Origin of the sequence: Enterobacter cloacae complex sp. IR5412, from assembly GCF_049237385.1 — a bacterium.
Classification (GTDB): Bacteria; Pseudomonadota; Gammaproteobacteria; order Enterobacterales; family Enterobacteriaceae; genus Enterobacter; species Enterobacter intestinihominis.
Window position 1 is genome coordinate 1 of record NZ_JBMKHQ010000009.1, and the last position, 11,952, is coordinate 11,952.

Here is an 11,952-nt window from a genome sequence, read left to right on the forward strand (position 1 = left end):
AGCGCCGATGGTAGTGTGGGGTCTCCCCATGTGAGAGTAGGGAACTGCCAGGCATCAATCAGGAAGAACCCCGTACCGGAAGGTGCGGGGTTTTTTGCTTTGTGCGTGGAAAAACATGCCGGATGGCGGCTTCCCGTTATCTGGCCTGCGGGTTTTGTAGGCCCGGTAAGCGCAGCGCCACCGGGCAATGCCGGCCGCACGACCTCATCGGGAAGAGATACAGGAATAAAATTTAGGTAAGGTTTTGATAAGCGCAGAAAAGCAAAAACCCAGCCATAGGCTGGGTTCTTTAAATAGTGGTGCCCGGACTCGGAATCGAACCAAGGACACGGGGATTTTCAATCCCCTGCTCTACCGACTGAGCTATCCGGGCAACGGAGCGCATTAAACCGCAATCGCGCGCGATCGTCAACATTATTTCGGGAAAAGCTGTTCAACTGCTTAAGTTTGCGGCAATCTGTCCGTTTGTGCGCTGAAAATGCACAAATCTTCCAGACAGTTCAGGCAAGATGTGACAATGCTGACGGTAAGAGGAGGGCAGTATGGCAAACGACTGGCTTGAGCTGCGTCAGCATGCAGAAACAGGTATTGAGACAATTAAGGCGCATTTCGAAGGACACGCCTTTGATCCCCACTGGCATGATAGCTATCTGGTCGGAATAACCCTTTCCGGTACGCAGCAGTTCCACTGTCGCCGTGAACGCCACCGTAGCCAGCCGGGCGATGCTTTTTTACTTGAGCCTGGTGAAATTCATGACGGTGATGCACCGGTAGAGGGTGGCTTTACTTATCTGACCTTTTATCTGGATGAACACTGGCTCACCCGTACGCTTCAAGGGCTGTATGACTCTACTCCCGGGAGTTACACCCTCCACTTTGCCCAAACGCTGACGCGAGAGCCTCAGCTGGTGCGCGCTATCGGTGATACATTTGCCTCGCTGCATAACGATGAGATGAAGATCGTACAACAGAGCACAATGGATAACCTGCTCACTAAGATTACAGCCCACTGCCACTGGCGGAAGAAACTCCCGTCGCAGTTACAAAGCTCCGCTGTGGCGCATCGTGCCCGCGACTATCTCTATGCGCATATCGGCGAGAACGTGGGGCTGTCAGACCTTGCGCGGGAGACGGGGACGGATCGCTTTACGCTCACCCGCTGCTTTAAGCGCGAATTTCACCTTGCGCCGCACGCCTGGCTTATCCAGCTGCGCCTGGCAAAGGCCCGACAGATGCTGGCGTATGGGGAACTGCCTGTTGATGTGGCGACGGCAGTAGGTTTTGCCGATCAAAGCCATCTTGGTCGCTGGTTCCAGCGGGCGTACCGTATTTCTCCGGCACACTACCGTCGGTTGTGCACAAACCTTCCAGACGTTTCCAGAAAATAACGGCACATTCATGGCTCTACTAAAAGGAGCCACCTGTGAATTTAATACCCTTCCTGCTGTTTGCATTTGTCGCCTCGATTACGCCGGGGCCAACCAATATTTTGGTACTGGCTAACAGTCAGCACTTTGGCGTAAAAAATACGATTCCTGCGATCCTGGGCGGGTGTATTGCCGCCAGCGCTATTGTTCTGGTTTCAGGCGCTGGGGCAGGAGAAGTGTTACGCCAGTATCCGCTGATACGTCAGGTGATGAGCTGGGCGGGCGTGCTGTGGCTTTCCTGGATGAGCTGGCAGCTGTTTAGCGCCCCGGCCGCGAATCTCTCCTCCAGGCGTCATGTTCGATTTACCGCGCGGGCGGCGGCGTTATTACAGGTTGTAAACCCAAAAACCTGGATGATGGCGCTGGCCGTCGTCAGCCTGTTTGCTCCGGCAAGCGACCATGCATTACGGGATATTTCGCTGATGGCGCTATGGTTTCTGGCGATCTCAGTGGTCTGTTTGTTGTGCTGGGCGTGGCTGGGGAAGGCGGTGAATCGGATTTTCCGCACCACCGTGGCGATGGTGCGATTTCAACGTGCAATGGCGCTGTGTTTGTTTATTTCCGCCTGGACGGGAATGCTGGCTTAGGTCAGTGCACCACCCATACGACACTGCGCAAACCGCAAAATATCTTCCGCCAGACGGTGCGCCGTATCCACATCCGCCTGGCTACGGTTCACCAGCATGCGGCTCAGGCAACCTTCCAGCACCAGCTCCATCTGCTTCGCGACCATTGCCGGATCATCCACTTCAAGTGTGGTCAGCAGCTCGTGTGTGAACTCGTGCGCGGCTCGTTTTTGCTGATCTGCCAGCTGATGGATGGGGTGTCCGGGATCGGGGAAGTAGGTGCAGGCGGCGATAAACAGACAGCCTGGGTAACGGTTGTTGGTGACACACTCCGTCAGTGCGGTATAGCGTGCCAGCAGCTTTTGCTCGGTGGTCAGCTCTTCATTCAGCATCAGTTGCCTGCGCCAGATATCCACCTGCTGGCTGAGATAGCGCAGGGCATCATACAGCAGCGCCTCTTTATCCGGCCAGAAGCGCTTAAGTTCATCCAGAGGGTAATCGATACGGTCGGCTACCATCTCAAGCGTGGTGCTGGCGATCCCTTGAATCTCAAGTAATTGCAGGGCTTGTCCCAGTACGTCTTCGCGTTGCACGGTTATCTCCTCCGCTATTCCCAACGGTTTGTCCCGTCTAAAGTGTTGTTTACGGTTGGCGATTGCGCAAATGCGCGTTGAATGCCGTCGCGTCCATAAACCCGGTTACACGCTGCGTCAGCTGTTCTTCCCCCTGTTCATTGAAGAACAGGATGGTAGGCAGCCCGAGAACGTTAAGTTGCTTCAGCAGAGCCTTATCCTGCGCGCTGTTGGCGGTAACGTTCGCCTGGAGCAGAACGGTATCGCTCAGCGCATGTTGTACCTGCGGATCGCTGAAGGTGTATTTTTCAAACTCTTTGCAGGCCACGCACCAGTCGGCATAGAGATCGAGCATGACCGGTTTGCCTTTCGCCTGCACCAGGGCGCGGTTAAGGTCATCCACGTTTTTAATCTGTATAAAATTCAGATGAGCCTGCGTCTGATCTGTCGGGGTGCCAAACGCCCAGTCCTGTAACGGACGGACGCTCACTAGCGCGGCCGCCAGCAGAAGGATCTGTAGCAGGCGCATCCACGGTTTCTTCGCACCCAGACTCACGATAAATGCCCAGCTGAAGAAGGCCACGCCGAGCATAGCCCACAGACGCGTACCCCACACATCACCGATGATGCGTTCCAGCAGGAAGACCGGTAGCGCCAGAATGACAAAACCAAACGCGGTTTTCACTGTCTCCATCCACGGGCCGCTCTTCGGCAGCAGACGATTGCCAAATACCGTCACAAGGATCAGCGGCAGACCCATGCCGAGCGCGTAAAGGTACAGCGTGCCGCCGCCGAGCCAAAGGTTGCCGCTCTGGGCAATGTATAACAGGATGGCGCTCAGCGGCGCGGTGGTGCAAGGGGAGCAAATCAGCCCGGCGATGGCACCCATGGCGAACACGCCGCCCGCAGAGCCCCCCTGCTGACGGTTGCTCATTAGCGTCAGACGGGTTTGCAGGGAAGAGGGCAGTTGCAGAGTGAACAGGCCAAACATCGACAGCGCCAGCAGAATAAACACTGCTGACAGTCCGATAAGCACATAGGGGTGCTGAAGGGCGGCCTGGAACTGCAACCCGGCAGCGGCGACCACGAGGCCGAGCGCCGTATAGGTTAACGCCATGCCCTGCACATAGATAAAGGCCAGCAACAGCGCGCGGGCGGTGGAAAGGCGTTGCTTACCACCCAGCACGATGCCAGAGATAAGCGGGTACATAGGCAGTACGCAGGGCGTAAAGGCGATGCCGATACCAATCAATAACGCCCAAAGCGCTGAGAACGGAAGGTCTGAAGCGGCTTCGCCTTCACCCCTCACACTGGCCATTTCCCCTGAGGGGAGAGGGGAGGCCGCCGCTTTCACTTCGCTAAGCGGAACGACCTTTGTTTCAGGGGGATAGCAGAAGCCCGCATCGGCGCAGCCCTGATACGTCACCGTCAGGGTAGCGCCTTTATCCGCCTGATTCACCGTGACGGGCACGCTTAAGCGCTGGCGATAAATTTCACTTTTACCGTAGAACTCGTCCTCGTGCCATTCGCCAGCGGGCATCTGCAATGCGCCGACGTCAGCCTTTGCCGGCGTGATGCTGACCTGCTTGCGATAGAGGTAATAACCCTCTTTCACCTGCCAGGTGAGGCTGAGATCGTGCTGGTTTTGCTGAAAGTCGAAAACGAATGCCTGGTCGGCAGGAATAAAGTTCGAACGGCCGGGCGCGTCAAACAACCCGGCAAAAACTGACGTGCTGCACAGCAGCAGGATCAGCGTAAAGAAGCGTTGAGCCATGAGAGATAATCGTTATCGCCGTGGACCACTGGCAGCACCAGCAGCTCCGGGGTTTGGTAAGGATGATGAGACTTGAGGCAGTCGAGGAGCGCCTGCTGGTTGGTCAGATTGGTTTTGAGCAACATCTGGACTTCGTACTCTTGCTCCAGCTTGCCTTCCCAGTAATAAAGGGAGGTGGCGCCGGGAAGTAGCGTGACGCAGGCAGCCAGTTTTTCGGCCAGCACTTTGGCGGCGAGATCCTGGGCAGAAGCTTCATCAGGGGCGGTACACAGTACAACAACAGCATCAGGCGTGCTCACGAGTCGACCTCCTCATCACGAAAGTCTTCACTATATCACGCCATGTGATTGGTCATTAATGAAACGGGCCGCAGCGCGGCCCGTTTTTAACTATTTTTACAACGGCTAACCGTTTACAGCACAATGCCGCCGATGATAAAGCCGAGGACCACGCAGAGCGTAATCGCCACCACGCCCGGGATGAGGAACGCGTGGTTAAACACGTATTTACCGATACGGGTCGAGCCGGTGTCATCCATCTCAACCGCGGCCAGCAGGGTTGGGTAGGTTGGCAGCACGAACAGGGCGGAAACCGCCGCGAAAGAGGCAATCGCCGTCAGCGGCGTCACGCCCAGCATCAGTGCCGCAGGCATTAGCGCTTTGGTGGTCGCAGCCTGGGAGTACAGCAGCGTTGCGGCAAAGAACAGCACCACCGCCAGTAGCCACGGATAGTTGTGCAGCAGGTCGCCTGCAACTGTCTGGATATCGCTGATGTGCGCTTTCACGAAGGTGTCACCGAGCCACGCCACACCCAGCACGCACACGCAGGCGCTCATACCGGATTTGAAGGTGCTGGCGTTCAGCACTTCGCTGGTGTCGATTTTACAGGTGATACTGATCAGCGTCGCGATGGTCAGCATAAATACCACAATCGCTTCGTTACGCGGCAGAACCGGGTTCTGGATCAGACCTACCGTATCGCTGATGGCGGTCGCGTAGAACATCACGGCGACGATACCAATCAGGAACAGCAGCACGGAGCGTTTTGCATGCGGCTTCAGCTCAAAGACCTGGCTACCGCGCAGGCTCACTTCACCTTTTGCCAGACGCTCCTGGTAAACCGGATCGTCTTTCAGCTCGGCGCCGAGGAAGTTACACAGCACGGCAGTGATCATTACCGCAATCAGCGTGACCGGAATACAGATCGCCAGCAGCGTCAGATAACTTACGCCCATCGGCTCGAGAATACCCGCGAAAAAGACCACTGCCGCGGAAATGGGCGAGGCGGTGATCGCAATCTGGGAGGCGACTACAGCAATAGAAAGAGGGCGAGACGGGCGAATACCCTGCTCTTTCGCCACTTCGGTGATGACCGGCAGCGTGGAGAAAGCGGTATGGCCAGTACCGGCGAGAATGGTCATAAACCAGGTCACCAGTGGGGCAAGGAAGGTGATGTATTTTGGATGACGACGCAGCATACGCTCCGCCAGGCTCACCAGGTAGTCCATACCGCCAGCGACCTGCATGGCCGCAATGGCAGCGATAACCGCCATGATGATTTCGATAACGTCAAAAGGGATTGCGCCGGGTTTAATCTGAAAGATCAGGGTAAGTACGAGCACGCCGAGACCGCCGGCAAAGCCGATGCCGATACCCCCGAGTCGTGCGCCCAAATAAATCGCCAACAGGACGATGACGAGTTCTGCTCCAAACATAAAGACCTGCCTTGCTTATTAACAAGTTGATATTGAATTGTTGTGTTTTGGTAACGGCCATAAAGAAAAAAGGCACGTCACAAGTGACGTGCCTTTCGGAAGCTTAGCCTGAACGGTTACTGTTCGCTTTCATCGGTATATCGTTTCGCTTTATATGCCGGGTGCATCAGGTTCTGGGCGGAGAAGATATCGTCCAGTTCGGCTTCGGTCAACAATCCTCGCTCGAGAACCACCTCGCGCACGCTCTTACCGGTTTCGGCACAAATCTTCCCGACGATATCGCCGTTGTGGTGGCCGATGAACGGGTTGAGGTAGGTGACGATGCCGATGGAGTTATAGACGTAGCCTTCACACACTTCTTTATTCGCGGTGATGCCGTTAATGCATTTTTCCAGCAGGTTGTAGCAGGCGTTGGTCAGAATGTGGATAGATTCAAACATCGCCTGGCCAATCACCGGCTCCATTACGTTCAGCTGGAGCTGACCGGCTTCGGAGGCCATGGTGACGGTCGTATCGTTACCAATCACCTTGAAGCAAACCTGGTTCACCACTTCTGGCACCACCGGGTTCACTTTAGCTGGCATGATGGATGAACCCGCCTGCAACTCTGGCAGGTTGATTTCATTCAGGCCAGCGCGCGGACCGGAGGAGAGCAGGCGCAGGTCGTTACAGATTTTGGACAGTTTCACCGCCAGACGTTTCAATGCGCTGTGCACCATCACGTAGGCGCCGCAGTCTGAGGTGGCTTCAATCAGGTCTTCTGCAGGCACAACCGGCAGGTTGGACACTTCAGCCAGCTTCTGTACCGCCAGCTGCTGATAGCCATCCGGGGTGTTCAGGCGTGTACCGATGGCGGTAGCGCCCAGGTTCACTTCCAGCAGCAGTTCGGACGTGCGCAGCAGGTTTTTGGTCTCTTCGTTCAACAGCACGTTAAACGCGTGGAACTCCTGGCCGAGGGTCATTGGCACCGCGTCCTGCAGCTGGGTACGACCCATTTTCAGGATGTCCTGGAACTCAACGGCTTTACGCTGGAAGCCATCACCCAGCTGATTAATCGCGTCGACCAGTTTGACGACAGAGGCATACACCGCGATGCGGAAGCCGGTTGGGTAGGCGTCGTTGGTGGACTGACATTTGTTAACGTGGTCGTTCGGGTTCAGGTACTGGTATTCACCTTTCTGATGACCCATCAGCTCCAGGCCGATGTTTGCCAGCACTTCGTTGGTGTTCATGTTGACGGAGGTGCCTGCGCCGCCCTGAAAGACGTCAACCGGGAACTGATCCATGCATTTGCCGTTGTTCAGCACTTCATCGCACGCGGCGATAATCGCATTTGCAGCGCTTTTAGGAATGGTTTGCAGCTCTTTGTTTGCCAGAGCCGCGGCTTTTTTTACCATCACCATGCCACGCACAAATTCAGGGATGTCGCTGATTTTGCTGTTGCTGATGTAGAAGTTTTCAATCGCTCTCAGAGTGTGAACACCATAGTAGGCATCCGCTGGAACTTCCCTGGTACCCAACAAATCTTCTTCGATACGAATGTTGTTTAACATGTGAACCTTCTTTTCAAGCTGCCGATGGATTGTACTAAACACACAGTAGATATGTGGTTTTGAATATTTTATGACCGACGATTATTCCCTCAATCGGCCAGATGTTCGAGATCATATGCTGATGATAGCGAATTGCCGTAAGCTGGATCACTTATTATCGACCCGATTTCATGATAATTATTAATCTGTGAAATATGTCACCGCTTTAATATTTCCAGAAAAAATATCCGTGCAAACCGATTGAATTTTGGCTAACCGTCACCATTTCTTATCTACGCGCTTCGCGAACACATTCAGTCAGGGGCCAGAAGGCACCTGCCACACAGGAGATGCCAGTGCGCTGGATACCATTTATTGCTTTCTTTCTTTATGTTTACATTGAGATTTCGATTTTCATCCAGGTTGCCCATGTGCTGGGCGTCCTGCTGACGCTGATTCTGGTGATCTTCACCTCCGTCATCGGCATGTCGCTGGTGCGCAATCAGGGTTTCAAAAATTTCCTGTTAATGCAGCAGAAGATGGCCGCAGGTGAAAGCCCGGCCGCCGAGATGATCAAAAGCGTGTCGCTGATTATTGCTGGCCTGCTGCTGATCCTGCCGGGCTTCTTTACAGACTTCCTCGGCCTGCTGTTGCTGTTGCCGCCGGTGCAGAAGCATCTGACCATGAAGCTGCTGCCGCATCTGCGTTTCAGCCGTATGCCAGGCGGTGGTTTCAGCACCGGCCCAGGCGATACCTTTGAAGGGGAATATCAGCGTAAGGATGAGCAGCGCGACCGGTTAGATCATAAAGACGATCGGTAAGTTTCTTGCCCGGTGGCGCTCGCTCACCGGGCCTGCGGATTTTGCCGCTTCGGTAAAAACACCCACAGCCCCGCCAGCATGACGATGGCGTACACACTCTTCCATCCCACCATCGCCAGCAGCAGCAGGCACAGGACACACCCGATAGCCGCCAGCGCCTTAAAGCGTCCTTTCAGTAGCCGACAGCCCGCCAGCATGCACAACAGATAGATCATGATGAAAATACCGTTGGCGTAGATAATCAGCGCGTCAAGGTTGATGTCGAGGAGATAAATGGCCAGGGAACTCACCACGCAGCAGCCCAGTACGGTATTCAGCGCATTCACCGGAAGCTGACGCTTTGACAGGCGTGAGAGGGGGCTATCCGGTTTATAAAGTGCCTGAGACCACACCAGCCGGGCGAAGCTCTGAATATAGATGTTGAGGCTGGCAAAGCAGGCGAGATAGCCAATCACGCAGGCTACCCACAGGGCTTTAACGCCAAACAGCTGCACCACGATGCCCGGCAGCGACGCGGCGGCGGCTTTCTCTTCACCGAACGCGTTGAAGTGCAGCACCAGTACGGTACAGGCCCAGTACACGGTGCCCGCCAGCAGCAGGCCAATCATCAGGGCGCGGGGAAAATCACGCTCGGGCTGTTTAAACTCGGATGCCAGATGAGCGAACGCCTCCAGACCGACGAAACACCAGAACATGACGGATAGTGCAGCGAAAAGCTGTGTGTGGTCGATGTCATTAATCGCGGGGAAAGGAATATCCGCCACCGTAATGTCACCCGCAAACCAGATGGCGACGATCAGCGCGACGATTAACACGGCGACCAGCGTTTGCAGGTTGGCGCTGGAACTGGCCCCGCGTGAGCCAACCCACCAGATAATCGCCAGCGTGCCGAGTTCAGCCAGCAGCAGCTGTTCATCGTGCCAGCCAAACAGCGCCTGTCCGAAGCCGGTTGCGATATGCAGGGCTGCCGGAAGGCCAACGGGTATCACCGACAAAAATAGCCAGCCGGTGACGCGTTCCATTCGCGGCCCAAACGCCATGCCGACAAAATGCGCTACGCCGCCTGCGCTCGGGAAGTGCCGCCCGAGTATGGCAAAGACAATCGCCACCGGAAACACCAGCACGATCAGCACCGGCCATGCCCAAAGACTGTTATTGCCGGCAACCAGCGCCGCCAGCGCGGGAACCGCAAAAACGCCCGTGCCTAACAAAGACGTTGAGAGTAAGCCAATGCCCTGAGCCAGCCCCAACTCCTGCCTGAGTCCACTCATTTACCTCGTCCCGCCACCATCAAAAGAGAGTGGATGGTAACACTTTCGCAAATTTTTTTTCGATTACCCCTTGAAGGGGTAAAAAGCTATCCCCATCTCTCAGGGCACTAGCCGGAAAACCGCATGCGGACCGGCGTCATCCATAACTGATAATGACTTTCTCAAAGGAGAGCTATCAATGAGTATTCGTCCGTTACATGATCGTGTGATCGTCAAACGTAAAGAAGTTGAAACCAAGTCTGCTGGCGGCATCGTTCTGACCGGTTCAGCAGCAGCAAAATCAACGCGTGGCGAAATCATCGCTGTCGGTAAGGGCCGCATCCTGGAAAACGGAACTGTGCAGCCACTGGACGTTAAAGTTGGTGACATCGTCATTTTCAACGATGGCTACGGCGTGAAATCCGAGAAGATCGACAATGAAGAAGTGTTGATCATGTCCGAGAGCGACATTCTGGCAATTGTTGAAGCGTAATTAACGCACGAAACTGTACGAATTTGAGGAAATAAGAACATGGCAGCTAAAGACGTAAAATTCGGTAACGACGCTCGTGTAAAAATGCTCCGCGGCGTAAACGTACTGGCAGACGCAGTGAAAGTCACTCTGGGCCCGAAAGGCCGTAACGTCGTGCTGGACAAATCCTTCGGCGCGCCAACCATCACTAAAGATGGTGTTTCTGTTGCACGTGAAATCGAGCTGGAAGACAAGTTCGAAAACATGGGCGCACAGATGGTGAAAGAAGTTGCCTCTAAAGCGAACGACGCTGCTGGTGACGGTACCACCACCGCGACCGTACTGGCGCAGGCGATCATCACCGAAGGCCTGAAAGCCGTTGCTGCGGGCATGAACCCAATGGATCTGAAACGTGGTATCGACAAAGCTGTCGCCTCTGCTGTTGAAGAGCTGAAAGCGCTGTCCGTACCGTGCTCTGACTCTAAAGCCATTGCTCAGGTTGGTACTATCTCCGCTAACTCCGACGAAACCGTAGGTAAACTGATCGCTGAAGCGATGGATAAAGTCGGTAAAGAAGGCGTGATCACCGTTGAAGACGGTACTGGTCTGGAAGACGAACTGGATGTGGTTGAAGGTATGCAGTTCGACCGCGGTTACCTGTCCCCATACTTCATCAACAAGCCAGAAACTGGCGCTGTTGAGCTGGAAAGCCCGTTCATCCTGCTGGCTGACAAGAAAATCTCCAACATCCGCGAAATGTTGCCAGTGCTGGAAGCCGTTGCGAAAGCAGGCAAGCCGCTGGTAATCATTGCTGAAGACGTTGAAGGCGAAGCGCTGGCGACTCTGGTGGTTAACACCATGCGTGGCATCGTGAAAGTGGCAGCGGTTAAAGCACCTGGCTTCGGCGATCGTCGTAAGGCGATGCTGCAGGATATCGCTACCCTGACCGGCGGTACCGTGATCTCTGAAGAGATTGGTATGGAGCTGGAAAAAGCGACCCTGGAAGACCTGGGCCAGGCGAAACGCGTTGTGATCAACAAAGACACTACCACCATCATCGACGGTGTGGGTGAAGAAGCCGCTATTCAGGGCCGTGTTGGTCAGATCCGTAAGCAGATCGAAGAAGCAACTTCCGATTACGACCGTGAAAAACTGCAGGAGCGCGTAGCGAAACTGGCAGGCGGCGTTGCGGTAATCAAAGTTGGTGCTGCGACCGAAGTTGAAATGAAAGAGAAGAAAGCACGCGTTGACGATGCCCTGCATGCGACACGTGCTGCGGTAGAAGAAGGCGTAGTTGCTGGTGGTGGTGTCGCGCTGGTGCGTGTAGCCGCTAAACTGGCTGGCCTGACCGCTCAGAACGAAGACCAGAACGTAGGTATCAAAGTTGCGCTTCGCGCAATGGAAGCCCCTCTGCGTCAGATCGTGTCCAACGCCGGTGAAGAGCCATCAGTAGTTGCGAACAACGTGAAAGCGGGCGAAGGTAACTACGGTTACAACGCAGCAACTGAAGAATACGGCAACATGATCGACTTCGGTATCCTGGACCCAACTAAAGTTACCCGTTCTGCTCTGCAGTACGCGGCATCTGTAGCTGGCCTGATGATCACGACCGAATGCATGGTAACCGACATGCCTAAAGGCGACGCGCCTGACTTAGGTGCTGCTGGTGGTATGGGCGGCATGGGTGGCATGGGCGGCATGATGTAATCATGTTGTTCTGAACCTCTCAGAATGAACCCCGGGCAGCGATGCCCGGGGTTTTTTATTGCCCGTCGAGCCGTTACTCAAACAAGATGTGCATGGCGGAAGAGATGCGGTTCCAGC

11 protein-coding genes and 1 tRNA gene are annotated in these 11,952 nt (G+C 55.0%); 5 read left to right on the top strand and 7 right to left on the bottom strand.

Features of this window, described 5'->3' with window-relative positions:
- Positions 1 to 297: 297 nt before the first annotated feature.
- Positions 298 to 373: transfer RNA gene (locus tag ACOTX2_RS16195), tRNA-Phe, on the bottom strand.
- Positions 374 to 542: 169 nt separating this feature from the next.
- Here ACOTX2_RS16195 and ACOTX2_RS16200 point away from each other — a divergent pair.
- Together ACOTX2_RS16200 and ACOTX2_RS16205 are read left to right on the top strand one after the other, a co-directional pair.
- Complete coding sequence (locus ACOTX2_RS16200) at positions 543 to 1,388, top strand: AraC family transcriptional regulator (protein ID WP_023299117.1); 846 nt, start codon at positions 543 to 545, stop codon at positions 1,386 to 1,388.
- A 35-nt stretch (positions 1,389 to 1,423) separates the two neighbouring features.
- Positions 1,424 to 2,014: a LysE family translocator gene (locus tag ACOTX2_RS16205; protein WP_023299118.1), complete on the top strand. Its 591-nt coding sequence runs from the start codon at positions 1,424 to 1,426 to the stop codon at positions 2,012 to 2,014.
- Here the strand turns inward: ACOTX2_RS16205 and ACOTX2_RS16210 are convergent.
- The 5 genes from ACOTX2_RS16210 to aspA form a co-directional block, all read right to left on the bottom strand.
- Positions 2,011 to 2,586, bottom strand: a complete 576-nt coding sequence (locus ACOTX2_RS16210; protein ID WP_022646797.1) for a transcriptional regulator — start codon at positions 2,584 to 2,586, stop codon at positions 2,011 to 2,013. The two genes, ACOTX2_RS16205 and ACOTX2_RS16210, sit on opposite strands and share 4 nt — an antisense overlap.
- Positions 2,587 to 2,635: 49 nt before the next feature.
- A complete protein-coding gene (locus ACOTX2_RS16215) occupies positions 2,636 to 4,339 on the bottom strand; it encodes a protein-disulfide reductase DsbD (RefSeq protein WP_045620950.1) in 1,704 nt (567 codons plus the stop codon).
- The gene (gene cutA / locus ACOTX2_RS16220) at positions 4,315 to 4,638 is read right to left on the bottom strand and encodes a divalent cation tolerance protein CutA (RefSeq protein ID WP_063148045.1); all 324 of its coding nucleotides are present in this window, start codon (positions 4,636 to 4,638) and stop codon (positions 4,315 to 4,317) included. Before cutA ends, ACOTX2_RS16215 begins: the two co-directional genes overlap by 25 nt.
- A 113-nt stretch (positions 4,639 to 4,751) precedes the next feature.
- A complete protein-coding gene (locus ACOTX2_RS16225; protein WP_008502949.1) occupies positions 4,752 to 6,053 on the bottom strand; it encodes an anaerobic C4-dicarboxylate transporter in 1,302 nt (433 codons plus the stop codon).
- Between the two features lie 116 nt (positions 6,054 to 6,169).
- A complete protein-coding gene (aspA, locus tag ACOTX2_RS16230) occupies positions 6,170 to 7,606 on the bottom strand; it encodes an aspartate ammonia-lyase (RefSeq protein WP_063148046.1) in 1,437 nt (478 codons plus the stop codon).
- A gap of 335 nt (positions 7,607 to 7,941) precedes the next feature.
- Between aspA and ACOTX2_RS16235 the strand changes: the two genes are divergently transcribed.
- Positions 7,942 to 8,406, top strand: coding sequence for an FxsA family protein (locus tag ACOTX2_RS16235; protein ID WP_003855925.1), 465 nt, complete (start codon positions 7,942 to 7,944; stop codon positions 8,404 to 8,406).
- A gap of 23 nt (positions 8,407 to 8,429) precedes the next feature.
- On the opposite strand, the gene yjeH is transcribed toward ACOTX2_RS16235, so the two are convergent.
- Positions 8,430 to 9,677 carry an L-methionine/branched-chain amino acid transporter gene (gene yjeH / locus ACOTX2_RS16240; RefSeq protein ID WP_023299120.1) on the bottom strand — a complete coding sequence of 416 codons (1,248 nt, stop codon included), beginning with the start codon at positions 9,675 to 9,677 and terminating at the stop codon, positions 8,430 to 8,432.
- A 178-nt stretch (positions 9,678 to 9,855) separates the two neighbouring features.
- Between yjeH and ACOTX2_RS16245 the strand changes: the two genes are divergently transcribed.
- Positions 9,856 to 10,149, top strand: coding sequence for a co-chaperone GroES (locus ACOTX2_RS16245; protein ID WP_003855929.1), 294 nt, complete (start codon positions 9,856 to 9,858; stop codon positions 10,147 to 10,149).
- A gap of 39 nt (positions 10,150 to 10,188) precedes the next feature.
- Positions 10,189 to 11,835: a chaperonin GroEL gene (gene groL / locus ACOTX2_RS16250; RefSeq protein WP_006810416.1), complete on the top strand. Its 1,647-nt coding sequence runs from the start codon at positions 10,189 to 10,191 to the stop codon at positions 11,833 to 11,835.
- Positions 11,836 to 11,952 lie beyond the last annotated feature (117 nt).